The following is a 23288-nucleotide window of genomic DNA, read 5'->3' as shown; positions in this document are numbered from 1 at the left end:
GACGGCGCCCGCCGACCCCGCCCCGGCGCACCGCCGCCGGGCCCCGTCACCTGGGATGTCACCGGCGTCACGTGTTCGAGTCGTCGCGTGACTGTATGGTGGTAGGGAGACCCGTAGTGCTTGCACGGTGTCACCGCCGTCTCGGTGACCCCGGCGAGTCCGCTCCGAAGCGGGGCCGTCCGACGGACGTGCCCGCACCGGAAGCCGGGTACTCACGTACGCGGATGCCCGGTCGGAGAGCCGATCGGCTCCGACCTTGGCTTGGACTTCAAGCCTTGGCACCGCATCAGTGGCCGAGCGAGGGCCGCCGAGACCGCGCCAGCCCGGCGCAGGTCCCGCGCAGGTCCCTCACGGGAATCCTCCCCGACGCCGCCGAGACCGCGCCCCTCACCGGGCCGCGCGGACCGGCCGGCCGCAGGGACCGGCGCGGTTGTGCGTCCGCGCAGCTGTATTCAGGGCCGTCCAGGCCCGTACACAGCCGCGCGGCTGCCCGCCCGCCGCTCGCTCTCGGCCCCTCCACACGGAAGAGGCAGCATCCTGTCCACCACCGCTGAACCGACCAAGACCACCTTCCGGGACCTGGGGATCCTGCCGGAGACCGCCGAGGCCCTGGAGTCCGTCGGCATCGTCCACCCCTTCCCCATCCAGGAGATGACCCTCCCGGTCGCGCTGACCGGCCACGACGTCATCGGCCAGGCCAAGACCGGCACCGGCAAGACGCTCGGCTTCGGCCTCCCGCTGATCGAGCGCGTCATCGTCCGCGCCGACGTCGACGCCGGCCGGGCCGAGGAGGAGCAGCTCTCCGAGTTCCCGCAGGCGCTGATCGTCGTCCCGACCCGCGAGCTCTGCACCCAGGTCACCAACGACCTGCAGACCGCCGGCAAGGTCCGCAACGTGCGCGTGCTCGCCGTCTACGGCGGCCGGGCGTACGAGCCGCAGGTCGAGGCGCTGAACAAGGGCGTCGACATCGTCGTCGGCACCCCGGGCCGCCTGCTCGACCTGGCCGGCCAGAAGAAGCTGAACCTGTCGAAGGTCCGCTCGCTCGTCCTGGACGAGGCCGACGAGATGCTCGACCTGGGCTTCCTGCCGGACGTCGAGAAGATCCTCACCATGCTGCCGGCCAAGCGGCAGACCCTGCTGTTCTCGGCCACCATGCCGGGCCAGGTCATCAGCCTCGCCCGCCGCTACATGAGCCAGCCGACCCACATCCGGGCCACCGCTCCGGACGACACCGGCACCACCGTCGCCAACATCGAGCAGCACATCTTCCGTGCGCACTCGCTGGACAAGGTGGAGATGGTCTCGCGCATCCTGCAGGCCGACGGCCGCGGGCTGTGCATGATCTTCTGCCGGACCAAGCGCACCGCCGCCGACGTCTCCGACCAGCTGACCCAGCGCGGCTTCGCGGCCGGCGCCGTCCACGGCGACCTCGGCCAGGGCGCGCGCGAGCAGGCGCTGCGGGCGTTCCGCAACGGCAAGGTCGACGTGCTGGTCTGCACCGACGTCGCGGCCCGCGGCATCGACGTCGAGGGCGTCACGCACGTCATCAACTACCAGTGCCCCGAGGACGAGAAGACCTACCTGCACCGGATCGGCCGCACCGGCCGGGCCGGCGCGTCCGGCACCGCCGTCACGCTGGTCGACTGGGACGACATCCCGCGCTGGCAGCTGATCAACAAGGCGCTGGACCTTCCGTTCAACGAGCCGGAGGAGACCTACTCCACCTCGCCGCACCTGTACGAGCTGCTGAAGATCGCCAAGGGCACCACCGGTGTGCTGCCGCGTTCCGAGCGCACCCGGGCCGGCCTGAACGCCGAAGAGGTCGAGGACCTCGGCGAGACCGGCGGGCGCGGTTCGCGTTCGGCCGGCGGCCGCGGCCGGAACGGTTCGCGGGGCGGCTCCGGCCGCTCCGACGCCGCCGCGACCACCGAGGAGAAGCCTGCCCGCCGGACCCGTGAGCGCCGCCGCACCCGCGGTGGCTCCGCGGTCGCGGGCGACGCGGCCACCACGCCGGTCGCCGAGGCCGTCGAGGCCGTCGCCGTCGAGGCTCCGGCCGTGCCGGCCGCCGAGGGCGCCGAGGGTGCGGCCCCGCGCCGCCGCCGTCGCCGTCCGCGCAGCACCGGCGCGGGCGAGACCGCCGTCGCCGCGGTGGCCGAGGCTCCGGCCGCGGTCGCCGAGGCCGCCGCGGCGACGGCCGCCCCGGCCGCCGACGCGCCCGCGGAGAAGCCGGCCGCCAAGCGGACCCGCAGCCGGGCCAAGGCGAAGGCCGAGCCGGCCACCGAGGCCGCTGCCGCCCCGGAGGCCGGCGGCGACGCCCCGGCCGAGGCCGAGGCCGCGGCTCCGCGCCGGCGCACCCGGACCCGCCGTCCGGCCGCCGCCGCGGCGCCCGAGGCGACGCCGGAGGGCTGACCGCCGACGCACCGCCCGGAGGGGCGGTCCGGATCCCCGTCGGGACCGGGCCGCCCCCTCCGGCGTTTCGGGGCCCGGCGCGGCGGGCGCCCCGGGGCGGCCACCCCGGCCCCCGGAGCACCCGCCCGGCTACCCTCGGGGGTTACCGACCGGTCACCCCGGCCGCCGGCCGCACGCAGGAGCCCCAGGAGATCCGCCCATGAGCACCCCGCCGTTCCTCACCCTCCCGCACTGCGCGCGCCCGCTGCGGCTGGCCACCGCGCGCGGGGAGTTCGCCGCGCTGCGGGCCGAGCCGGCCGGCGCGGTCCGCGGGTCGGCGCTGCTGGTGCCCGGCTTCACCGGCAGCAAGGAGGACTTCATCGCGCTGCTGGAGCCGCTCGCGGCGGCCGGCTACCGGGTGACCGCGATCGACCAGCGCGGGCAGTACGAGACCGGCGGCTCGGACGACCCGGCCGAGTACGCCGTCGACGCGCTGGGCGCGGACGTCCGGGCGCTCTCCGCCGCACTGCTGACCGAGCCCGGCGGCGACGCCGGCCCGCTGCACCTGCTGGGCCACTCCTTCGGCGGCCAGGTGGTCCGCGAGGCGGTCCTCGCGGCCGCGGCCGAGGGCCCGCTGCCCTGGCGGTCGCTGACCCTGATGTCCACCGGCCCGGGCGCGATCGACCCGGCGGAGGCGGAACGGACCAAGCTGCTGCTGTCGGTGCTGCCGACGATGAGCCTGGAGGAGATCTGGCAGGTGCTCCAGCAGATGGAGGAGGGTTCCGGCGACCCGGCGCGCCGCCCGGCCCCCGAGGTGACGGACTTCCTGCACCGCCGCTGGGTGGCCAACGTGCCGCAGGCGCTCGCCACCACCGGTGGGCACCTGGTCGCCGCGCCGGACCGGGTGGACGGGCTCGCGGCGGCGGCGACCGCGGCCGGGCTGCCCCTCCTTGTGCTCTCCGGCGTCCGGGACTACGCCTGGCCGGTGCCGGAGCAGACGGCGATGGCCGAGCGGCTGGGCGCCCGCCGCGTGGTGGTCGAGGACGCCGGTCACTCCCCCAACGCGGAACAGCCCGCCGCGACCGCCGAGGCCCTGACCGGTTTCTGGGCCTAGCGAACCTGGCGGACCTACCCCGTCCGGCCGGGCCCCGGCCCGCCGAAGCCCCACCCCGCGCGGCGGTCCGCAGAGCGACCTGCGGGCCGAACCGCGGGGCAAACCACGGGACAAAATTCGTTAGTTGCGGTAATATTTGATTCTGTCCGGGAATCATCGTCGCCATCGACGTCGGCGCGAATCAGCCGAAACCCGGATGTCACGGACGGGCAACGGCCCGGTAGCAGCACCACGCGACAGTGGTTCACGAGGGACCAGGCGTGCCCGGCAAGCAGGGGGAGCCCTTTGCCGCAGCAGACCGTCGACCCCGTCGACCGTTCGACCCGACAGACCGAGAAAGGGCTGATACCGACTCAGCCACGACCGCCCCGCCCGACGGGGCCGGGAAAGGAGACGCCCATGCGCTTCGAGATCCTCCGCCTGGACGACGCCCACGGCACCGCCACCGACCGCCTGATCGCCGACGCCGAGACCGTCCGCGAACTGGTCCAGGCCGCCGCCAGCACCGGCGAACGCCTGCTCATCCGTCCGTGCCCGACCGTCTGACCCGGCGCGGCGCCCCAGCCCCGGGGACCTCACCCGCCGCCGAAGAGCCGGGAGCGTCCGACTCCGACGTTCCGATACCCGACTGACGCCCCGTCGCCGCACCAGCGATGACGGGGCGTCAGTGCGTCCGGCCCCGTCGCCGCCCGAGCGGGCCGACGTTTGCCGCCGCCCGCCGCTGGACATCCCCTACCGGGAACCGCCCGTTTTCGCGCCCACCCTGCGCGGGCCGGGCGCCCGCCACCGACAGGTGCCGCCGAGCCCTCCGTACGGGTGATCGTCCTTGACGCGGCGGTCCGGAGGGAGGAGCGTTGTCGGCTATGAGGGGCGAGCCAAGCTGCCCGAGGTGCGCCGGTCGGGTCCGCGCCCCCGGTCTGTTCTCAGACACCTGGCAGTGCGACCGGCACGGCGCCGTGCACCCGATGCAGCCGGTGCTGCCCCCGAGCGTGGAGGCGCTCGGTGTGGCCGTCGCCCGCTCGCAGGTCCCCGTCTGGCTGCCCTGGCCGCTCCCGGTCGGGTGGCTGTTCACCGGCATCGCGCACGTCGGCGACGACGTCTCGGGCGCCCGGGCCACCGCCGTCGCCTGCTCCGGCCCGGCGCCGCTCGGCGGCTTCGGGGAGCTGGTCCTGGTCGCGGAGGAGCTCGGCGTCGGCCTCGGCGCCCGGTACGCGGGGCTGGCCGGACCGGACCCGGGCGAGTCCGTCGCCCTCTACAAGCCCGCCGACGCCAAGCTGATGGCGGCCGGGCGGCCGACCCCGATGTTCCACGTCCCGGACGCCCCCGCCGACCGCGCGGTCTTCGTCGGCGAGGCCCGCGGACTCTGGCTCTGGGCGGTGGCCTGGCCGGAGCAGTCGGCCCTGGTGATGTACGACGAGCTGGTCCTCACCGACCTGCGCGAGGCCGGCGCCGAGCTGGACCTGCTGCCCTGCGGGGCGCTCTCCCCCCGCCTCCTCGGCTGACCGCCGCACTATCCTGGGCGCCAGCCGACCCCAGGGAGCCCCGCCCGTGCGCATCGACCTGCACGCCCACAGCAACGCGTCCGACGGCACCGACAGCCCGGCCGAGCTGGTCGCGGCGGCGGTCGCCGCGGGCCTGGACGTGGTGGCGCTGACCGACCACGACACGGTGGCCGGCCACGCCGAGGCCGCCGAGGCGGTGCACGCGCTGCCCGCGGGCACCCGGCTGACCCTGGTCCCGGGCGCCGAGCTGTCCTGCGTCGTCGAGGGCATCAGCATGCACCTGCTGGCCTACCTGTTCGACCCGGCCGAGCCGGCCTTCGCGCAGGAGCGCGAGCTGGTGCGCACCGACCGGTTCCGGCGCGGGCGGGCCATCGTCGAGCGGTGCCGGGCACTGGGCGCGGACATCAGCTGGGAGCAGGTCGAGCGGATCGCGGGCGCGGGCTCGGTGGGCCGCCCGCACATCGCCAGCGCGCTGGTCGAGGCCGGCGTGGTGGCCACCGTCTCGGACGCGTTCACCGCGGAGTGGCTGGCCAACGGCGGGCGGGCGGACGTCCGCAAGCACGAGACCGACCCGGTCGAGGCGGTCCGGCTGGTCAGGGCGGCCGGCGGGGTGCCGGTCTTCGCCCACCCCGGCGCGGTCAAGCGCGGGCGCACCGTCTCCGACCAGGTGATCGCGGACCTCGCGGCGGCCGGTCTGGCGGCGCTGGAGGTCGACCACACGGACCACGACGAGGCCGCCCGGGAGCACCTGCGCGCGCTGGCCGGCGACCTCGGCCTGCTGACCACCGGGTCCAGCGACTACCACGGCACCCGCAAGACCGTCCGGCTCGGCGAGCACACCACCGATCCCGCCGTCTACGAGGCGCTGGTGGCCCAGGCGACCGGCGCGAAGCCGATCGGGAGCTGAGCGCGGCCCGGCGCGAAGCCGATCGGGAGCTGAGCACGGCCCCGGCGCGTGCGCCGGGGCGCGGGAGCGTCCGTCGTGGTGCGGCACCGACGCGGCGCCGGGCCCGGTTCCGTTCCCGGCGGCGCGGTCCGGCGCCGACGCGTCAGGCCCGGCCCGCCGCGGGGTTGACGCCGCATCTGCTGAGCCGCGGTCAGTCCAGCGGCACCGCACGGCGCTCCGGGTCGCGCAGATCGGTGCCGTGCTTGAGCCAGCGCTCCTCCAGCGCCGCGGCCCCGTGCACCCGCTTCCAGCCGGCCTCGTTGGGGGTCATCGGCAGCAGCGGCAGGAAGCGGACCGGATCTGCGGGCTCGTCCAGCTCCAGATCGGGCACCAGGCCGCCCGGCTCGGCGGTCAGCACCGAGGTGAACGGCGCGCCCTCCCAGAGCGGGGAGCCGAGGTCCAGCGAGCCACCCGGCGCCACCACCAGGCCCTCCACCTGCGGCGTCGCGGCGAAGGTGGCCAGCGCGCGGAGCACGCCGTCGCGGCCCCCACGGACCGTCAGGACCAGTTCGACGCGCGGGCCGCGGACCTGGTCGGCGACCGGCGAGGTCGGGTCGGCCATCGGGGCCGCGGACATCCCGAGCGTCGCGTAGCGGACCAGGCCCTCCGCGTCGGGGCCGAAGCGCAGCACCTCGATCCGGTCCGTCCCGAGGAAGGTGACCGCGGCGCGGCCGCTCGGCTCGCCGAAGGTGGTCAGCAGCCGGGCCTCGACGGCGGCCAGCACCGCCTCCCGGGTGAGGCCGGAGGAATCGTGGCCGCCGGAGTGGCCGGACGTGCCCGAGGGATCGCCGAAGAGCGGGAAGTCGTGCGCCATGCCCGTGAGCGTAACCCGGGCCGCCCGCCGGGCCGGCACGACCGCCGGCGGAACACCGCAGCGGCAATGGCCGGTCAGATGTTAGTGTGAGCGACTGGCCACCGGGGATCCTTCCATCGGGGCAGCGGCGCGAAGGAGGTGGTTGCGGTGGATACCAGCCGACCATGCAGTACCGGCAGCTCTACCCGGCCCGGACGCCTTCCCCGTACCCCCCGCCACGCAGGCTGAAACAGCACCCACGAGAGCTGTGATCGCCGCGTTCGCGGATCGCCGAGGCGGCGTCGGACCGGCCGGGAGAGCACCCCACCGGCGTCCGGCCGTTCCAGCGCGTGCCCCAGCAAGGCCGAGGACCGACCGCGGACGCCCCCCACACCGGTGTTCCTCCGCCGTCGCACCACGGCCTGCACCACCGCGCCGCCGTGCGGCGGCTCCTGCCCCAGGGAGCCTGCCATGTCGATGATCAACAGCCTGCGCGCCGCCGTCCGCACCAACCGCCGCCGCTCGGCGGCCGGCCTGTTCGACTCGATCCACCCCGGCGCGTCGACGTCCGCCGTGGTGGACTGCGCGGTGTACCAGCACGGCAAGCGCAGCGGCGACAGCTGCACCCCGCGCGAGGCCGTCCGCCGGGTCAAGGCCTCGCAGCAACTGCCGGACGGTGCAGGATCGTTCAGCTGGATCGGGCTGCACGAGCCGACCGAGGCCGAGTTCGAGGGCATCGCCCAGCGCTTCGGCCTGCACCCGCTGGCGGTCGAGGACGCGGTGCACGCGCACCAGCGGCCCAAGGTCGAGCGGTACGACGACGTGCTGTTCGCCGTCTTCAAGACGATCCGCTACGTCGAGCACGACCAGCTGACCCCGACCAGCGAGGTGGTCGAGACCGGTGAGCTGATGGTCTTCGCCGGGCGGGACTTCGTGATCACCGTCCGGCACGGCGGGCACAGCTCGCTGCAGGAGCTGCGGCACCGGCTGGAGGCCGACGCCGACGGCACCGGGCTGCTGGCCAAGGGCCCGTCCGCGGTGCTGCACGCGATCGCCGACCAGGTGGTGGACAACTACCTGCTGGTCGCCGACCGGCTGCAGACCGACGTGGACGAGATCGAGTTCGACGTCTTCTCCAACCGGGGCGGCCGTGGCACCGACGTCGGCCGGGTCTACCAGCTCAAGCGCGAGGTGCTGGAGTTCAAGCGGGCCGTGGCGCCGCTGCTGCGACCCATGCAGCAGCTCTCCGAGCCGCTGCAGCGGCTGGTCGACCCGGACATCCAGAAGTACTTCCGGGACGTCGCCGACCACCTCGCCCGGGTCACCGAGCAGGTGCACGGCTTCGACGAGCTGCTGAACTCGCTGCTCCAGGCCAACCTGGCGCAGGTCTCGGTGGCGCAGAACGAGGACATGCGCAAGATCACCGCGTGGGCGGCGATCTTCGCCGTGCCCACCATGATCACCGGCGTCTACGGGATGAACTTCGACTACATGCCGGAGCTCCACCACAAGTACGGCTACCCGATGGTGCTCGGAAGCGTCGTCCTGATCTGCATCGGGATGTACCGCGGATTCCGCCGCAACGGCTGGCTCTAGCGACCCCCCGGCCGTTACCGGCGGCCGCCGCGGGCCACCAGGACCAGCCCGAGGAGGATCAGCAGCACGGCCGGGTAGGCCGCCACCGGCGGCCACTGGCCGAGCCAGAGCGCCGCGATCAGCGCGGCGCCCGGGGTCTCCAGCAGGATCGCGGTCGAGGTGACGGACGGGCCGAGGGTGCGCACCACCCGGTTGCTCAGCGAGTGGCCGAGCAGCTGGGCCGTGACCATCAGCAGCGCGATCTGCCACCAGACGCCGGCCGGCCAGCCGCTCATCGGCGTCCCGGCGACCAGGCAGACCGCCAGCAGCACCACCGCCGTGGTCGCGTAGCAGACCAGGGTGTACGCGGTGGTGCTGACCGTCTTGCGGACCTCGGCGCCGATCAGCATGTAGCCGGCCGCCGCGAGGCCGGCGCCGAGCGCCAGCGCATCGCCCAGCAGGGCGCGCGGCGACAGCGACAGGTCGACCCCGGTGAGCACCAGCACGCCCGCGAACGCCACCGCCGTCCCGATCCAGACCGCCCGGGGCGCCCGGACGCCGAACAGCCGCATCAGCAGGATGGTCCAGAGCGGGGTGGTGGTGACCAGTGCGGTCGCCGAGGCCACCGAGGTCATCCGCAGGCTCGGCATCCAGAGCGCGAAGTGGACGGCCAGCAGCGCGCCGGCCGCCGCCGCCAGCAGCAGCTGCCGGCGGCCGATCCCGCGCAGCTCGGCGCGGTGGCGCAGCAGCGCGTACGGGCCGAGCACGCCGACCGACATGACGTTGCGCCAGAACGCGATCGCCAGGGCGGGTGCGGCGGTGGCGCTGATCAGCGGCGCCGACAGCGAGATGCCGGAGACCGAGACGGCGAGCAGCAGCAGGTCGATCCTGGGGAGCGGGCGCGCCGGGACCCCCGGGTCGGCGGGGCGGGGTGCGGTGCTGGCGGACGCTGCGGTCGCGGGCCGGGCGGCGGGCACGGAGCTCCTCCGGTTCGTGGTGCTGCGGCCGGGCGGCCGGTTGTCGACCTCCTAAGGTAAGGCCCGTGTGGCCATCACGGAACTGTCGCCCGACGGTTGAGACACCCCGTGGACGCGCAGGCCGTACGCTGTGCGCCATGGACCGCACGCCTGCCGCCGCCGCGAACGCCGACGCCTTCCTCGACCGGGCCCTGTTGGAGGAGGCCGCGAAGAAGTCCGGGCTGCTCTGGGTCCGTGCCGACGGCGAGGAGCAGAGCCGGGCGCTCTGGCACGCGTGGTACGACGGCGCCGTGGTGGTGGTCGGCGACGGCGGCGAGCAGCCGCTGCACGGGCTCACCGCCGGGTCCGGCGCGCTGGTCACGGTCCGCAGCAAGGACAAGGGCGGCCGGCTGACCGGCTGGCCGGCCCGGGTCTCCGTGCTGGAGCCGGGGAGCGAGGCCTGGCTGGGCGCCGTCGAGGAGCTCAAGGGCAAGCGGCTGAACGCGCCCGACACCGACACCATCACCGACCGCTGGGCCCGGGAGTGCCGGGTGCTCCGGCTGGAGCCGGTCGCCGGGCTGACCGAGCGCCCCGGGGAGATGCCGGACGCCTCGCACGCCGCCGTCCCGATGCCCACCCCCGCCACCACCCGGATGCCGATCCCGTCCGGCCTGCCCAAGCTGCTGTTCAAGCGCCGCCGGGGCTGAACCGCCCGCTGCCCGCCCGGTGGCCCTCGCGCCGCCCGCCCGGTGGCTCCCGCGCCGCCTGCCCGTCCGCTGCCCGACCCGGCGGACCGCGCGGGGCGGGGCCTCGCCGGGCCGAGCCCGGGGACCCCGGGTAGATTGGCCGCGGGGCGCTGCCTCGCGCCCCCTCAGCGCGTCGAGCGAGTCGAGGGAGTCCATGGCAGGGCCAGGCAGCCGGGTCTTCATCTCGCACCTCTCCGGCATCGCCGTGTTCGACCCGAACGGCGACCAGGTCGGCCGGGTCCGCGACGTCGTCGTCACGCTCCGCCTGGGCGGGCGGCCGCCCCGGGTGCTCGGGCTGGTGGTCGAGGTGATCGGCCGGCGCCGGACCTTCCTGCCGATGACCCGGGTCACCAGCCTGGAGACCGGCCAGGTGCTCACCACCGGCGTCATCAACATGCGCCGGTTCGAGCAGCGCTCCTCCGAGACGCTCGTCCTCGGCGAGCTGCTGGACCGCACCGTCACCTGGAGCAAGACCGGCCAGGAGGTCACCGTCCTGGACGTGGCCATGGTGCAGACCCGGCTGCGCGAGTGGGAGATCGGCAAGGTCTTCGTGCAGGTCGGCCGGGTCGGCCGGCTGCGCAAGGCCCGGGGCGAGACGCTCACCGTGGAGTGGCGGGACGTCACCGGCTTCGCCCTGCCGGAGGAGGGCCAGGGTGCCGCCAACCTGCTCGCCACCTTCGACCAGCTGCGCGCCGCCGACCTCGCCAACGTCATGCACCACCTCTCCGCCAAGCGCCGCGCCGAGGTCGCCGCCGCGCTGGACGACGAGCGGCTGGCCGACGTCCTGGAGGAGCTGCCCGAGGACGACCAGGTCGAGATCATCGGCAAGCTGAAGGACGAGCGGGCCGCCGACGTCCTGGAGGCGATGGATCCGGACGACGCCGCCGACCTGCTCTCCGAGCTGCCCGGCGACGAGGCCGAGCGGCTGCTCCAGCTGATGGAGCCGGACGAGGCCGCGCCGGTCCGCCGGCTGCTGAAGTACGAGGAGAACACCGCCGGCGGTCTGATGACGACCGAGCCGATCGTGCTGGAGCCGGACGCCACGGTGGCCGAGGCCCTGGCCCGGGTGCGGATCTCCGACAACAAGCCGGCGCTGGCCGCGCAGGTCTACGTCTGCCGCCCGCCGAACGAGACCCCGACCGGCAAGTACCTGGGCACCGTGCACTTCCAGCGGTTGCTGCGGGAGCCGCCCTACACCCTGGTCGGCTCGCTGGTCGACGACGACCTCGACCCGCTGCCGCCGAACACCCCGCTGCCGCTGATCACCAGCTACCTGGCGACCTACAACATGGTCGCCGCCCCGGTCGTGGACGAGGCCGACCACCTGGTCGGCGCGGTCACCGTCGACGACGTGCTCGACCACCTGCTGCCCGACGACTGGCGCGAGGCCGCCCTGCACGGGCTCTCCGAGGAGAGGGAGACCGCCGGTGGACGCTGACCGCAAGGGCCGCCGCGACGACAGCCTCCGCCAGCGCCTGCACGGCGAACTCCGGGAGCTGCGGCAGCTGCGCGAGCTGCGCTCGCGCGAGGGCGTGCGCGAACGGCGGTCCGAGACGCCCGCCGGCGGGCCCGGCCGGGCCCGGCTCGACCAGCCGCGCACCACCCGCCCGGGCCTGATCACGCTGCCCACGTACGACCCGGAGGCCTTCGGCCAGCTCTCCGAGCGGATCGCGCGCTTCCTCGGCACCGGGCGGTTCATCGTCTGGATGACGGTGGTGGTCATCGTCTGGGTGGGGTGGAACACCCTGCTGCCGGACACCGTCCGCTTCGACGACTACCCGTTCATCTTCCTCACCCTGATGCTCTCGCTGCAGGCCTCGTACGCGGCGCCGCTGATCCTGCTGGCGCAAAACCGCCAGGACAACCGGGACCGCGTCAACATGGAGCAGGACCGCGCCCGCAGCGACCGGAACATCGCCGACACCGAGTACCTGACCCGCGAGGTGGCCGCCCTGCGGCAGGGCCTCGGCGAGGTCGCCACCCGGGCCTTCATCACATCCGAGCTGGCCGGCGTCCGCGCGGAACTGCAGTCACTGCTCAAGGAGATCGAGGACCGCCGGGAGTCCTCCGAGTTGCTGTGACCGGCAGCACGCTACCGACCGGTTAAGCGGTCCGTCCGGAGCCGTACCATCAAGGCATGGCCAACGAGACAGAGGTTGCGGCCGGCGTCACGGAGGAGTCCGTACGCCAGGCGCTGGCGACCGTCAACGACCCGGAGATCAACCGCCCGATCACCGAGATCGGCATGGTGAAATCGGTCGAGATCGCCGAGGACGGCGCGGTGCGCGTCGCGGTCTACCTGACCGTCTCCGGCTGCCCGATGCGCGACACCATCGTCACCCGGGTCCGCGAGGCGGTCGGCCGGGTGCCGGGCGTGACCGGGGTCGAGGTGGAGCTCGACGTGATGAGCGACGAGCAGCGCAAGGAGCTCTCCCAGCTGCTGCGCGGCGGCGCCCCCGAGCGGGAGATCCCGTTCGCCAAGCCCGGCACGCTGACCCGCGTCTACGCGGTCGCCTCCGGCAAGGGCGGCGTCGGCAAGTCCTCGGTGACGGTGAACCTGGCGGCCGCGATGGCCGCGGACGGCCTGAAGGTGGCCGTGGTGGACGCCGACATCTACGGCCACAGCGTGCCCCGGATGCTGGGCGTCGAGGGCCGGCCCACCCAGGTCCAGGACATGATCATGCCGCCGCAGGCGAACGGCGTGAAGGTCATCTCGATCGGTATGTTCACCCCGGGCAACGCCCCGGTGGTCTGGCGCGGCCCGATGCTGCACCGCGCGCTGCAGCAGTTCCTGGCCGACGTCTGGTGGGGCGACCTGGACGTCCTGCTGCTGGACCTGCCGCCCGGCACCGGCGACATCGCCATCTCGGTGGCCCAGCTGGTCCCCAACGCGGAGATCCTGATCGTCACCACCCCGCAGATGGCCGCCGCCGAGGTGGCCGAGCGGGCCGGCACCATCGCGGTGCAGACCCACCAGAAGATCGTCGGCGTGATCGAGAACATGTCCGGCATGCCCTGCCCGCACTGCGACGAGATGATCGACGTGTTCGGCACCGGCGGCGGCCAGACCGTCGCGGACGCGCTCACCCGGACCGTCGGCGCCACCGTGCCGGTGCTCGGCTCGATCCCGATCGACGTCCGCCTGCGCGAGGGCGGCGACGACGGCCGCCCGGTCGTGCTCGCCGCCCCCGACTCCCCGGCCGGCGCCGCCCTGCGCGCCGTCGCCGGCAAGCTCGGCGGCCGCCAGCGCGGCCTCTCCGGCCTCTCGCTGGGGCTCACCCCGAAGAACAAGTTCTGAGGACGGCGGAAGGGGCCGGACGCGGTCGGCGTCCGGCCCCTTCCGGCTGCCCGGGGCGGCGCCGCGGCGCTGCCGGGCGGGAAGGCCCTACGGGCGGGTGTAGGCGGTGAGGTCGGGGACGGTGGCGAAGCCGGTGCCGTAGGCGCTGACGCCGCGGCCGAAGGCGCCGAGCAGGACGCCCGGGGCCTCGCCGGCGAGCACCCAGCCGTACTCGGACTCGCGGTAGCGGAAGGGCTGCGGCAGCCCGTTCACCGGGAGGCTGAGGGTGGACCAGCCGGGGCCGGCCAGGTCGTCGGCGAGGTCCCAGGCGAGGGAGCTCTGCTGGTCCAGCCAGTCCTGGCGCAGCGCGCGGTCCAGCTGGCCCGGCCAGGTCGCGGCGAGCAGGCCGGAGCCGGCCAGCCAGGCCGCGGAGGAGGCGGAGGTCGCCTCCAGGGTGCCGGTGTTGTCGGCGCTGCGGCGGCTGTCCCGGCGGGCGACCGTGACGACCACGGCGAACTTCCGCGTGTCGCGCGGCTCGTACTGCCTGGCCGGCTCCTCGCCGTGGCCCAGCGTGCCGTAGTCGACGCTGCCGGACTCCCCGGCGCGCGGGCCGCCGGCGCCCGCCTGCATCAGGTAGCGGCGGCCGGTCCAGCCGTCGTCCAGGCCGTACCAGGGGAAGTCCGCGGTCAGGTAGGGCACCAGCGGGTCCGCCGGACCGGCCTGGCCGCCGACCACCCGGCCACCGGCCGTCGCCGTCCCCACCGCATGACTCGTCGCGTCCATCCCCGGGCCTCCTCAACGCACGTATCCTGCCGCGGCGCGCTCCCATGGTGGCGTACCGCGGCGTCCCCGGCGGCGTCTTCGGTCCGGAACGGGCCGGAAGTGACAGACGGCACAGCGGGAACAATCAGCACAATAGCGGCGCACACGCCACCGCCCCGCTCAGCCGTGCGGCCGAGCGGGGCGGTGGTGTCGCCGCGACCTACGTCGCGTCGGGGTCGAACGGGGGGCGCTCACCCGGGGCGAGCGGGCCACCGGCTCCGGCCGCGGCCGGAGCGGCGACGGCGGACTTGTCCATGCTGACCGTGCCGGCGCGGCCGTGGCCGTTCACCGCCGGGGCCGGCTTGTCGTCCAGCACCGAGCGGATGTCCAGGCCCTCCCGCATCTCCTTGAGGCCCAGCGGGTCCTCGTTGTCGCCCAGGAGCTGCTTGCGGACGAAGGTCTTGGGGTGGAGGTCCTCGAACTCGAAGTCCTTGAACTCGGGGCCCAGCTCGCTGCGGATGTCCTCCTTCGCGTTGTCGGCGAAGGACCGGATCTTCCGGATGAAGCCCATGGTGTCCTGGATCAGCTTCGGCAGCTTGTCCGGACCGAAGATCACGATGGCCATGATGACCAGGGTCAGGATCTCCAGTGAGCCTACGTCGCTGAACAACTAAGCTCCCTAAGCTCGTCGGGCAACAGTTCCTACCAGCGTAATGGCCACCGGCGGGTCTGCGGCCCACACTGTGATGAAGCCGTGGTGAAGACCCGCCGATGGCCGCGCCCTGGGAGGCCCGACTGCGCTAGCGGTTCTCGTGGTGCAGTCCGGCGAGGCCGGAGCTGGGGGTGCGGTCCGGCAGCGCGTACGGCGGGGTCGCCTCGCGGTTGGCCGACACCGGGCGGACCGGGAGGTCCACCGGGACCTTCGCGGTCATCGGGACCGGCCCGCCGCCGCTGCGGCCGGTGTCACCGACCGGGCTCACCGAGGTGCCACCGTGCTGGTCCTCGCTCTGCGCGCTGAGGCCGCCGACCCCGCCCAGCGTCACCGCGGCCACCGAGAAGGCCCCGGCGGCGGCGAAGACGAACCGGCGGCCGCGCGGCGGCGCGGGGCGCAGGACCGCGGGACCGGCGGAGGCCGCCGCGGGCTGGGGCCGCACGGACTCCTCCGGGCGGGCGGACTGCTCGGGGCGCGCGGCACGCCGTCCCATCAGCGGACGCAGCACGGACCCGCCGCGCCCGAAGGCACGCGGGTCGACGCCCGGCAACGGCGCGTCGGCGCCGAGCGCCCCGCCGCCGAAGGAGGCGCCGGCGCCGCGGCCGAACGAGCCGCCGTTCAGCCGGCTGCCCCCGAGCGTGCCTCCGCCGGCCTCCGGCCGGGGGGAGCCCCAGGCGGTGGGGAGGCCGCCGCCTGGCAGGTCGTCGTCGTCACGGCGGGGGCGGTCGGCGGCCCCCGGCCGCTCGTCCTCCTCCAGGGCGCCGACGGCCATCAGCCGGGCCATCAGCGCCGAGGACGGGCCGGGCGTGTCGGTCCGGGTCAGCAGGTGCTTGACGGCGCGGCCCTCGTCGGCCTCGGCGAGGCACTGGGGACAGGTGGCCAGGTGCGCCTGGACGCGGTCGCGCGAGTCGTGGCCGAGCTCGCCGTCGACGAAGGCGGAGAGCCGCTCACCCAGGTGGTGCTCCTCGGCGGGCTCGGTGGGGCGTACGGCGACCGCACGCAGGGCGGGCGTGCCCGGCAGCGCGCCGGCGGGTGGTACGGGCGTCTCGGGACCGTCCTGGTTGCGGCGGCCCAGCTGGGCCCAGCCGCTCCGGCGGGTGGCGGCCCGGCCGCCCGCCTCCGGCCCGCCCGGCCCCGATCGGCCGGTTCCGCTCACGATCGCCTCCGTCCGCGCCCGCCCGGGGAGCCCGGGGCCTCCCCGGCCACGGCGCCGACCGGCACCGGAACCGGCTCCGCGGAGCCGCCCCGGCGCTCACGGCCGGGGGCCGCACCGGGCGCGCGGTGCTTGAGCGCGGCGCGCAGGTGCGAGCGGCCGCGGTGGATCCGGCTGCGGACGGTGCCGAGCTTCACGCCGAGCGTGGCGGCGATCTCCTCGTAGGAGAGGCCCTCGATGTCGCAGAGCACCACGGCGGCCCGGAACTCGGGAGCGAGGGTGTCCAGCGCCTGCTGGACGTCGGCGTCGAAGTGGGTGTCGCTGAAGTGCTGGGCCGGGCTGGGCTCGCGGCTGGCCAGGCGCTCGGCCGCGTCCTCGCCGAGCGCGTCGAAGCGGATGCGCTGGCGTCGGCGGACCATGTCCAGGAAGAGGTTGGTGGTGATCCGGTGCAGCCAGCCCTCGAACGTGCCGGGGGTGTAGGTGGACAGCGAGCGGAACACCCGGACGAAGACCTCCTGGGTGAGGTCCTCGGCGTCGTGCTGGTTGCCCGTCAGGCGGTAGGCCAGGCGGTAGACGCGGGCGCTGTGAGCCTCGACGATCTCCTCCCAGGTGGGCGGAGTCCAGGTCTGCGCGTCGGGGCCCTCGGCGAAGCTCGCGAGAGCGGCGGGGGCCTCGGCGGTACCGGCGGCCGGCGTCTCGGCGGCCGGCAGGTCCAGGGGGGAGTGCGCAGGCTGGTTCATCACGGGCTTCGGCGTACGGGCCGACGCGGTGCCGCGGGGATGCCGCCGCACGGGGACGTCGCCCTCGGCCACACCTCCTCGGTCGGCTCTTCTGCCCAGCAGGGCCACCACCATATCCACCTCACCCGTCAAGCCCGGATAAAAGTGCCCCGGTTGTCAAGCCCCGGGGTCCGGCCCGGGAGGCGTCGCCTTCACCGGGTCCCTTCTCCAGCAACGGCCCGCCGCCGTACGCGGTTCCCGGGCGGCCAGTAATCTGTGGCAGGAAATATCGACATCCGCATCGACCACGCTCCGCGCCGGGCCGCCACCCGGGGCTCCGAAAGAGGCAGCCATCAGCGAGTTCGGGCCCGCACGCGCGGCCCTCGCCGACACCTACGTCGGGGAGGACGCGGTGCTGACCTACGCCCGGGCGCAGTCCGCGCGGACCGGCATAAGGGCGATCGGGCCGAGCGGCGGCGCCTGCCTGCGGCTGCTCGCGGCGGCGCTGGACGCCAAGGCGGTCGCCGAGATCGGCACCGGCACGGGCGTCTCCGGCGTCTACCTGCTGCGCGGGATGCGGCCGGACGGCGTGCTCACCACCGTGGACTCCGAGCCGGTGCGCCAGCAGCTGGCGCGGGAGGCCTACCAGGCGGCCGGGTTCGCGGCCAACCGCTCACGGTTCATACCGGGCCGGGCGCTGGAGGTGCTGCCCCGGCTCGCGGACGGCCAGTACGACCTGGTGTTCTGCGACGGCGATCCGGCGGAGTCCCGGGAGTACCTGGCGGAGTCGCTGCGGCTGCTGCGGCCGGGCGGGATGGTCTGCTTCGAGGGGGTCTTCCAGGAGGGCCGGCTGGCCGAGCCCGAGCTGCAGGACCCGCAGACGCACGCGGTGCGCGACCTGGTCCGGGACGTCCGGGAGAGCGAGGCCCTGCTGCCGGCCCTGCTGCCGGTCTCGGACGGGCTGCTCTGCGCGGTCAAGCGCTGACCGGTCCGCCGCGACGCGGGCGGGCGGCCGGTAAGGCGCCCGCGCGGGTGTGACGGCCGGCACCGGGCCCGCACAGGCCGGGCGGCCGGCACCGGGCCGGCGCGGGCGGGGCGGCCGGCGCGGGCCGAACGCCCCGGGAACCACAGAGCCCGGGCCGACGAATCGTCGTACCCGGGCCCGGCAGCACATCTCCAGGAGATGGCGAGCACCCGCTGCGGTCAGCCGCAGGCCTTCTTCAGGGCCTCGCCGAGGGCGTCGGCCTCGTCAGGCGTGAGCTCCACCACGAGGCGTCCGCCGCCTTCGAGCGGAACGCGCATGATGATGCCCCGCCCCTCTTTGGTGACTTCGAGCGGGCCGTCACCCGTCCGCGGCTTCATGGCCGCCATGCTCGTTCCCCTTCCTGCAACCGCTCAGCTACGCACCGGCAGTCCGTCCACCGCCGGTATCGAACGCATTGATCGGAAGCCATTATCCCGCATGCCACGGCCTGATGACCAACATCACTCTCGGTGCAACCAGGGCCGGACCCACCCCAAGCGGGGCATTTCCCGGCATAAGCCCCGGCGCGGCGGCGATCCGTACGCCACCGAAAGGTGCGATACCTCACACTCCCCACGCGGCCGCGCGCTCCGGCATCCTGACACACGACCGACCCGTCGACGATCACAAAGGGAGTCCCCTCGCCCATGTCCGATTCCGTGCTGTACGAGCTGGACGGCGGCCTGGCCGTCATCACCATCAACCGTCCGGAGGCGATGAACGCGCTGGACACCGCGACCAAGGTGGCGCTGCGGGACACCGTGGCCGCGGCGGCCGAGGACCGGGCGGTGCGGGCGGTGCTGCTGACCGGCGCCGGCGACCGGGCGTTCTGCGTCGGACAGGACCTCAAGGAGCACCTCGGCATGCTCAAGCGGGCCGAGGAGACCGGCGAGGGCGCGCTGAAGACCGTCGCCGAGCACTACAACCCGCTGCTGCGCGCCCTGGCCGGGATGCGCAAGCCGACGGTGGCCGCGGTCGGCGGCGTGGCGGCCGGTGCGGGCGCCTCGCTGGCCTTCGCCTGCGACTTCCGGATCATCGCCGACACGGCCGGCTTCAACACCGCGTTCGCCGGGATCGCGCTGACCACCGACTCGGGCGCCTCCTGGACGCTGCCCCGGCTGGTCGGGCACGCCAAGGCGACCGAGCTGCTGATGCTGCCGCGCACGGTGAAGTCGACCGAGGCGATGGAGCTGGGCCTGGCCACCAAGGTGGTCCCGGCGGCCGAGCTCGCCGCCACCGCGCGGGTCTTCGCCAAGGAGCTGGCCGAGGGCCCGACGGTGGCGTACGGGGCGATCAAGGAGTCGCTGGCGTACGGCGCCGCGCACACGCTGGACGAGCTGCTCGACAAGGAGGACGAGCTGCAGACCCTGGCCGGCGCGAGCGAGGACCACCGGATCGCGGTCCGCGCCTTCATCGCCAAGGAGAAGCCGAAGTACCTGGGCCGCTAGCGGGCCTGCGGGCGCCTTCGGGCCTAGCGTCCCTGCGGGCCGCGGGCGTGGCAGTCGGCGAGGTGGTCGTCGACCAGTCCGCAGGCCTGCATCAGCGCGTAGGCGGTGGTCGGGCCGACGAAGCGGAAGCCCGCCTTCTTCAGCGCCTTCGCCAGCGCCGTCGACTCGGGCGTGACGGCCGGCACCTCCTCCAGGCTGCGGGGGGCCGGCCGGTCCGGGTCACCGGCGAACTGCCAGATCAGGGTGTCCAGGCCGCCGTCCAGGTCGCGCGCGACCCTGGCGTTGGCGATCGCGGCCTCGATCTTGGCCCGGTTGCGGATGATGCCGGTGTCGCCGAGCAGCCGCTCGACGTCGTCCGGGCCGAACTCGGCGACCTTCGCGATCTCGAAGCCGGCGAACGCGGACCGGAAGCCCTCACGGCGGCGCAGGATGGTGATCCAGGACAGCCCGGACTGGAAGGCCTCCAGGCAGACCCGCTCGAACAGCGCGTCGTCCCCGTGCACCGGGCGGCCCCACTCGGTGTCGTGGTAGACCCGGTAGTCGTCCGTCGAGTCGCCCCAGGCGCAGCGGCGCAGGCCGTCCGGGCCGACCACGGCCCCGCCCGCGCTCACCGGCCCTCGCCCGGCTTGGCGTCCTCCGGGCCGGCGGCCGGCTCGGCGCCCTTGGCCAGGTTGACGGCGGGCTCGACCACCTTGGCGAACTCCTCCAGACCGGGCAGCGGTTCGGCGCCGGCGTCCGGACGGTCGGTGGCCTCGACGGCGCCGCGCACCGCGGCGAGGGCCTCCAGCTCGGCGATCCGGGCGTCCCGGTAGGCCAGCTCCGCGCCCAGCCGGTCGAGGACGTCGTCCACCTCTTCCATCCGGTAGCCGCGCAGGGCCATCGGCAGCCGGATGTCGGCGACGTCGTCGTGGCTCAGCGGACGGTCCTGCGGCAGCCGTACGGCGATCCGGTCCTGCTCCGCCTCCGGCAGCGATCCGCCCCCGCCGAGCGCCACCAGTGCGGCGCCGCCGACCACCACGGCCATCGCCACCACGATCACCCAGAACACGTGCGGTCCTCCCGAACTCCCGGCCGGCCCCCGTCCTGGTGGGATCATGGTTCCCGAGAGGCCGGGGGCCATCATCGCACCCGCAGCAGCTGTGGAGGAGACATCGGTGGCACTGCGCCTGGGACCACGGGAATTCGGTGACGACGAGCTGGTGATCATGGCGATCGTCAACCGCACCCCGGACTCGTTCTTCGACAAGGGCGCCACGTTCGCCGACGAGGCCGCGTTCGCCGCCGCCGACCGCGCGATGGCCGAGGGCGCCGCGATCCTGGACATCGGCGGGGTTAAGGCCGGGCCGGGCGACGAGGTCACGGTCGAGGAGGAGCTGCGGCGCACGGTGCCGTTCGTGGCGGAGCTGCGCAAGCGCCACCCCGAGGCCGTGATCAGCGTGGACACCTGGCGGCACGAGGTCGGCGAGGCGGTCTGCGAGGTGGGCGCGGACCTGCTGAACGACGCCTGGGGCGGGGTGGACCCGAAGCTCGCCGAGGTCGCCGCCCGGTACGGCGCCGGCCTGGTCTGCACGCACGCGGGCGGCGCCGAGCCGCGCACCCGCCCGCACCGGGTCGGCTACGAGGACGTGATGGCGGACATCCTGCGGGTGACCGTCGGGCTGGCCGAGCGCGCGGTGGAGCTGGGCGTGCGGCGGGACTCGGTGATCATCGACCCGGGACACGACTTCGGCAAGAACACCCGGCACTCGCTGGAGGCGACCCGGCGGCTGCCGGAGATGACCGCGACCGGCTTCCCGGTGCTGGTCTCGCTCTCCAACAAGGACTTCGTCGGCGAGACGCTCGACAAGCCGGTCGACGAGCGGCTGCTGGGCACGCTGGCGACCACCGCCGTCTCGGCCTGGCTGGGCGCGCAGGTGTACCGCGTGCACCAGGTGGCGGAGACCCGGCAGGTGCTGGACATGGTCGCCTCGATCCGGGGCACCCGCCCCCCGGCGGTCGCCCGCCGGGGGCTGGCCTGAGACCCGGGCGGATCCCCCGGCCCCGGGGTCCCTAGATCTCGTTCACCGGGCGGCGGGCGTCGGCGAGGATCTTCATGACCTCGTCGATCTCGTCGGTGATGTGGAAGAGCTCCAGGTCGTGCGGGGCGGCCTTGCCCTGCGCGACGAGCGTGTTCTTCAGCCAGTCGAAGAGCCCGCCCCAGTACTCGCTGCCGAAGAGGATCACCGGGAACCGGGTGACCTTCTTCGTCTGCACCAGGGTGAGCGCCTCGAACAGCTCGTCCAGCGTCCCGAGGCCGCCGGGCAGCACCACGAAGCCCTGCGCGTACTTCACGAACATCGTCTTGCGGACGAAGAAGTAACGGAAGTTCAGCCCGAGGTCGACGAACTCGTTGAGCCCCTGTTCGAAGGGCAGCTCGATGCCGAGGCCGACGCTGAGGCCCCCGGCGTCCGAGGCGCCGCGGTTGGCGGCCTCCATCGCGCCGGGGCCGCCCCCGGTGATCACCGCGTAGCCGGCCTCGGCCAGCGCACGGCCGATGGCCACGCCGGCCGCGTACTCGGGCGAGTCGACCGGCGTCCGGGCGGAGCCGAAGACGCTGATCGCGGGCGGGAGTTCGGCGAGCGCGCCGAATCCCTCGACGAACTCGGAGGTGATCCGCAGCACCCGCCACGGGTCGGTGTGCAGCCAGTCGGTCGGGCCGGTGGTGTCCAGCAGGCGCTGGTCCGTCGTGCTCTCGCCGACCTGGTCCCGGCGCACCAGCACCGGGCCCTTCTGCTTCTCGGGCCACGCCTTCTTCGGGCGCGGCTCGCCCACCCGCTCGGGACCGTGACCGTAGTGCTTCTCGTCTCCAGTGCCTGTCATGACGAAACCCTACGCCCGTTGATCCCCGTTTTCAGGCAACGGTGGGAGGTCGGTTGGGCAACCGGAAGGTGGCGTTCGGCCGCCGCCCTCCCGGTCGCCCGCCGGCCGGAGGTCAGGCGGTGAGCCAGGCCCGCAGCCGCTCCTCGGTCTCCGCGATCGCGCTGAGCGAGCAGTGTTCCTCCCGCTTGTGCGCGAGGTTCGGATCGCCCGGGCCGTAGTTGACCGCCGGGACGCCGAGCGCGCTGAACCGGGCCACGTCCGTCCAGCCGAACTTGGCCCGGGCGACGCCGCCGGTGGCGGCCAGGAAGGCCTGCGCGGCGGGCTGCCCGAGGCCGGGCAGCGCCCCCGGGGCGGAGTCGGTGACGGTCACGTCGAAGCCGTCGAAGACCTCGCGCAGGTGCTTCTCCGCGTCCGCCTCGCTGCGGTCGGGCGCGTAGCGGAAGTTGACCGTCACCACGCACTCGTCGGGGATGACGTTGCCGGCCACGCCGCCGTCGATCCGGACCGCGTTGAGGCCCTCGCGGTACTCCAGGCCGTCGATCTCCACCCGGCGCGGCCGGTAGTCGGCGAGCCGGGTGAGCACCTCGGCGGCGTGGTGGATGGCGTTGTCGCCGAGCCAGCTGCGGGCCGCGTGGGCGCGCACGCCGGTCAGCCGGACCTGCACCCGCATGGTGCCCTGGCAGCCGCCCTCGACGGCGGCGCCGCTGGGCTCCATCAGCACCGCGAAGTCGGCGGTCAGCCAGTCCGGGTGCGCGGCGGCGAGGTGGCCGAGGCCGTTGCGGTGGGCCTCCACCTCCTCGCAGTCGTAGAAGACGAAGGTGAGGTCGCGGTTGGGCTCGGTCAGGGTGGCGGCCAGCCGCAGCTGCACGGCGACGCCGGACTTCATGTCGGAGGTGCCGCAACCGTAGAGCAGGTCGCCCTCGACGTAGGAGGGCAGGTTGTCGGCGATCGGCACGGTGTCCAGGTGCCCGGCGAGCAGGACGCGCTCGCCGCGACCGAGACCGGTCCGGGCGACCACGTTGTTGCCGTACCGGTCCACGGTGAGGTGCGGGTAGCCGCGCAGGGCGGCCTCCACGGCGTCGGCCAGCGCCTGCTCGTCGCCGCTGACCGACGGGAAGTCGACCAGGGCGGCGGTCAGCGCACCGCCGTCGAGGGTGAGGTCCAGGGGCGTCTTCGGGCTGCTCATGGTCGCCAGCGTAGTCCCGGTGCCCCGGCCCGCCGCGACCCCGCTGTGGCAGCGCTGTGACACCGGGACGGCAACCTGCGGGCCCCGCACACCCGTCCGAGTGGGTACGGTGTCGGTTCAGGTGCACG

The 23288-nt window shown here is 74.5% G+C and carries 24 protein-coding genes; 13 read left to right on the top strand and 11 right to left on the bottom strand.

Going from position 1 to position 23288, the window contains the following annotated elements; all coding sequences use genetic code 11:
• Window positions 1-432: 432 nt before the first annotated feature.
• From RMN57_RS24135 to RMN57_RS24115, 5 genes are all read left to right on the top strand, one after another.
• Window positions 433-2409 carry a DEAD/DEAH box helicase gene (locus RMN57_RS24135; protein WP_396327946.1) on the top strand — a complete coding sequence of 659 codons (1977 nt, stop codon included), beginning with the start codon at window positions 433-435 and terminating at the stop codon, window positions 2407-2409.
• 199 nt (window positions 2410-2608) lie between these two features.
• A complete protein-coding gene (locus RMN57_RS24130) occupies window positions 2609-3502 on the top strand; it encodes an alpha/beta hydrolase (protein WP_313765414.1) in 894 nt (297 codons plus the stop codon).
• Window positions 3503-3901: 399 nt separating this feature from the next.
• Window positions 3902-4048 (top strand): hypothetical protein, encoded by a 147-nt coding sequence (locus RMN57_RS24125; protein WP_238950056.1) that lies wholly within the window; start codon window positions 3902-3904, stop codon window positions 4046-4048.
• A gap of 317 nt (window positions 4049-4365) precedes the next feature.
• A complete protein-coding gene (locus RMN57_RS24120) occupies window positions 4366-5004 on the top strand; it encodes a DUF6758 family protein (RefSeq protein WP_238950043.1) in 639 nt (212 codons plus the stop codon).
• 46 nt (window positions 5005-5050) lie between these two features.
• Window positions 5051-5911 carry a PHP domain-containing protein gene (locus tag RMN57_RS24115; protein WP_313765413.1) on the top strand — a complete coding sequence of 287 codons (861 nt, stop codon included), beginning with the start codon at window positions 5051-5053 and terminating at the stop codon, window positions 5909-5911.
• Between the two features lie 190 nt (window positions 5912-6101).
• On the opposite strand, the gene RMN57_RS24110 is transcribed toward RMN57_RS24115, so the two are convergent.
• Complete coding sequence (locus tag RMN57_RS24110) at window positions 6102-6764, bottom strand: suppressor of fused domain protein (RefSeq protein ID WP_313765412.1); 663 nt, start codon at window positions 6762-6764, stop codon at window positions 6102-6104.
• 450 nt (window positions 6765-7214) lie between these two features.
• On the opposite strand from RMN57_RS24110, the gene corA reads away from it, so the two are divergent.
• Window positions 7215-8339, top strand: coding sequence for a magnesium/cobalt transporter CorA (gene corA, locus RMN57_RS24105; RefSeq protein WP_313765411.1), 1125 nt, complete (start codon window positions 7215-7217; stop codon window positions 8337-8339).
• A 14-nt stretch (window positions 8340-8353) separates the two neighbouring features.
• On the opposite strand, the gene RMN57_RS24100 is transcribed toward corA, so the two are convergent.
• Window positions 8354-9295, bottom strand: coding sequence for a DMT family transporter (locus RMN57_RS24100; RefSeq protein WP_313765410.1), 942 nt, complete (start codon window positions 9293-9295; stop codon window positions 8354-8356).
• 137 nt (window positions 9296-9432) lie between these two features.
• Here RMN57_RS24100 and RMN57_RS24095 point away from each other — a divergent pair, with 137 nt between their 5' ends.
• The 4 genes from RMN57_RS24095 to RMN57_RS24080 all read left to right on the top strand — a co-directional run bounded on the left by RMN57_RS24095 (window position 9433) and on the right by RMN57_RS24080 (window position 13318).
• Window positions 9433-9981 (top strand): hypothetical protein, encoded by a 549-nt coding sequence (locus RMN57_RS24095; protein WP_313765409.1) that lies wholly within the window; start codon window positions 9433-9435, stop codon window positions 9979-9981.
• A 193-nt stretch (window positions 9982-10174) separates the two neighbouring features.
• Window positions 10175-11458, top strand: a complete 1284-nt coding sequence (locus tag RMN57_RS24090; protein ID WP_313765408.1) for a magnesium transporter MgtE N-terminal domain-containing protein — start codon at window positions 10175-10177, stop codon at window positions 11456-11458.
• 37 nt (window positions 11459-11495) lie between these two features.
• Window positions 11496-12101, top strand: a complete 606-nt coding sequence (locus RMN57_RS24085; RefSeq protein WP_380234719.1) for a DUF1003 domain-containing protein — start codon at window positions 11496-11498, stop codon at window positions 12099-12101.
• Window positions 12102-12157: 56 nt separating this feature from the next.
• Entirely contained in the window at window positions 12158-13318 is a 1161-nt protein-coding gene (locus RMN57_RS24080) for an Mrp/NBP35 family ATP-binding protein (RefSeq protein ID WP_313765407.1), read from the top strand.
• A gap of 87 nt (window positions 13319-13405) precedes the next feature.
• Here the strand turns inward: RMN57_RS24080 and RMN57_RS24075 are convergent, their stop codons facing one another.
• The 4 genes from RMN57_RS24075 to sigE all read right to left on the bottom strand — a co-directional run bounded on the left by RMN57_RS24075 (window position 13406) and on the right by sigE (window position 16664).
• Window positions 13406-14080: a hypothetical protein gene (locus RMN57_RS24075; protein ID WP_313765406.1), complete on the bottom strand. Its 675-nt coding sequence runs from the start codon at window positions 14078-14080 to the stop codon at window positions 13406-13408.
• Window positions 14081-14279: 199 nt separating this feature from the next.
• Window positions 14280-14729 (bottom strand): sec-independent translocase, encoded by a 450-nt coding sequence (locus tag RMN57_RS24070; protein ID WP_313765405.1) that lies wholly within the window; start codon window positions 14727-14729, stop codon window positions 14280-14282.
• Between the two features lie 130 nt (window positions 14730-14859).
• Window positions 14860-15927 (bottom strand): zf-HC2 domain-containing protein, encoded by a 1068-nt coding sequence (locus RMN57_RS24065; protein ID WP_313765404.1) that lies wholly within the window; start codon window positions 15925-15927, stop codon window positions 14860-14862.
• Complete coding sequence (sigE, locus tag RMN57_RS24060; protein ID WP_380234720.1) at window positions 15924-16664, bottom strand: RNA polymerase sigma factor SigE; 741 nt, start codon at window positions 16662-16664, stop codon at window positions 15924-15926. The genes RMN57_RS24065 and sigE overlap by 4 nt, the downstream gene beginning before the upstream one ends.
• A 331-nt stretch (window positions 16665-16995) precedes the next feature.
• Between sigE and RMN57_RS24055 the strand changes: the two genes are divergently transcribed.
• Window positions 16996-17628 (top strand): O-methyltransferase, encoded by a 633-nt coding sequence (locus tag RMN57_RS24055; protein WP_238950323.1) that lies wholly within the window; start codon window positions 16996-16998, stop codon window positions 17626-17628.
• A gap of 218 nt (window positions 17629-17846) precedes the next feature.
• Here the strand turns inward: RMN57_RS24055 and RMN57_RS24050 are convergent, their stop codons facing one another.
• Window positions 17847-18014, bottom strand: coding sequence for a DUF3117 domain-containing protein (locus RMN57_RS24050; RefSeq protein WP_014137929.1), 168 nt, complete (start codon window positions 18012-18014; stop codon window positions 17847-17849).
• A gap of 300 nt (window positions 18015-18314) precedes the next feature.
• Between RMN57_RS24050 and RMN57_RS24045 the strand changes: the two genes are divergently transcribed.
• Window positions 18315-19115 (top strand): enoyl-CoA hydratase-related protein, encoded by an 801-nt coding sequence (locus RMN57_RS24045; protein ID WP_313765403.1) that lies wholly within the window; start codon window positions 18315-18317, stop codon window positions 19113-19115.
• Window positions 19116-19138: 23 nt separating this feature from the next.
• Here RMN57_RS24045 and RMN57_RS24040 read toward each other — a convergent pair whose 3' ends face one another.
• Window positions 19139-19726, bottom strand: coding sequence for a DNA-3-methyladenine glycosylase I (locus tag RMN57_RS24040; RefSeq protein WP_313765402.1), 588 nt, complete (start codon window positions 19724-19726; stop codon window positions 19139-19141).
• On the bottom strand, window positions 19723-20163 hold the full coding sequence (locus RMN57_RS24035) for a DivIVA domain-containing protein (protein ID WP_313765401.1): 441 nt from the start codon (window positions 20161-20163) through the stop codon (window positions 19723-19725). The genes RMN57_RS24040 and RMN57_RS24035 overlap by 4 nt, the downstream gene beginning before the upstream one ends.
• A 157-nt stretch (window positions 20164-20320) precedes the next feature.
• Here RMN57_RS24035 and folP point away from each other — a divergent pair, with 157 nt between their 5' ends.
• The gene (gene folP / locus RMN57_RS24030; RefSeq protein ID WP_313767940.1) at window positions 20321-21133 is read left to right on the top strand and encodes a dihydropteroate synthase; all 813 of its coding nucleotides are present in this window, start codon (window positions 20321-20323) and stop codon (window positions 21131-21133) included.
• A 31-nt stretch (window positions 21134-21164) separates the two neighbouring features.
• Here folP and RMN57_RS24025 read toward each other — a convergent pair whose 3' ends face one another.
• Together RMN57_RS24025 and dapE are read right to left on the bottom strand one after the other, a co-directional pair.
• Entirely contained in the window at window positions 21165-21974 is an 810-nt protein-coding gene (locus tag RMN57_RS24025; protein ID WP_313765400.1) for a TIGR00730 family Rossman fold protein, read from the bottom strand.
• 112 nt (window positions 21975-22086) lie between these two features.
• Entirely contained in the window at window positions 22087-23160 is a 1074-nt protein-coding gene (gene dapE, locus RMN57_RS24020; protein WP_313765399.1) for a succinyl-diaminopimelate desuccinylase, read from the bottom strand.
• Window positions 23161-23288 lie beyond the last annotated feature (128 nt).

The sequence above is a fragment of the Kitasatospora sp. CM 4170 genome (assembly GCF_032110285.1).
Classification (GTDB): domain Bacteria; phylum Actinomycetota; class Actinomycetes; order Streptomycetales; family Streptomycetaceae; genus Kitasatospora; species Kitasatospora aburaviensis.
The sequence above is the reverse complement of the archived record's forward strand: the minus strand, read 5'-3'. Positions and strand labels throughout refer to the sequence as shown.

Excerpts from the sequence above, each read along its gene's own strand:
- RMN57_RS24125 (WP_238950056.1), top strand. The coding sequence starts at position 3,902 with ATGCGCTTCGAGATCCTCCGCCTGGACGACGCCCACGGCACCGCCACC.
- dapE (WP_313765399.1), bottom strand. The coding sequence starts at position 23,160 with ATGAGCAGCCCGAAGACGCCCCTGGACCTCACCCTCGACGGCGGTGCG.
- corA (WP_313765411.1), top strand. The coding sequence starts at position 7,215 with ATGTCGATGATCAACAGCCTGCGCGCCGCCGTCCGCACCAACCGCCGC.
- RMN57_RS24090 (WP_313765408.1), top strand. The coding sequence starts at position 10,175 with ATGGCAGGGCCAGGCAGCCGGGTCTTCATCTCGCACCTCTCCGGCATC.
- RMN57_RS24075 (WP_313765406.1), bottom strand. The coding sequence starts at position 14,080 with ATGGACGCGACGAGTCATGCGGTGGGGACGGCGACGGCCGGTGGCCGG.
- RMN57_RS24025 (WP_313765400.1), bottom strand. The coding sequence starts at position 21,974 with ATGACAGGCACTGGAGACGAGAAGCACTACGGTCACGGTCCCGAGCGG.
- folP (WP_313767940.1), top strand. The coding sequence starts at position 20,321 with ATGGCGATCGTCAACCGCACCCCGGACTCGTTCTTCGACAAGGGCGCC.
- RMN57_RS24045 (WP_313765403.1), top strand. The coding sequence starts at position 18,315 with ATGTCCGATTCCGTGCTGTACGAGCTGGACGGCGGCCTGGCCGTCATC.
- RMN57_RS24095 (WP_313765409.1), top strand. The coding sequence starts at position 9,433 with ATGGACCGCACGCCTGCCGCCGCCGCGAACGCCGACGCCTTCCTCGAC.
- RMN57_RS24080 (WP_313765407.1), top strand. The coding sequence starts at position 12,158 with ATGGCCAACGAGACAGAGGTTGCGGCCGGCGTCACGGAGGAGTCCGTA.
- RMN57_RS24050 (WP_014137929.1), bottom strand. The coding sequence starts at position 18,014 with ATGGCGGCCATGAAGCCGCGGACGGGTGACGGCCCGCTCGAAGTCACC.
- RMN57_RS24130 (WP_313765414.1), top strand. The coding sequence starts at position 2,609 with ATGAGCACCCCGCCGTTCCTCACCCTCCCGCACTGCGCGCGCCCGCTG.
- RMN57_RS24120 (WP_238950043.1), top strand. The coding sequence starts at position 4,366 with ATGAGGGGCGAGCCAAGCTGCCCGAGGTGCGCCGGTCGGGTCCGCGCC.
- sigE (WP_380234720.1), bottom strand. The coding sequence starts at position 16,664 with ATGAACCAGCCTGCGCACTCCCCCCTGGACCTGCCGGCCGCCGAGACG.
- RMN57_RS24110 (WP_313765412.1), bottom strand. The coding sequence starts at position 6,764 with ATGGCGCACGACTTCCCGCTCTTCGGCGATCCCTCGGGCACGTCCGGC.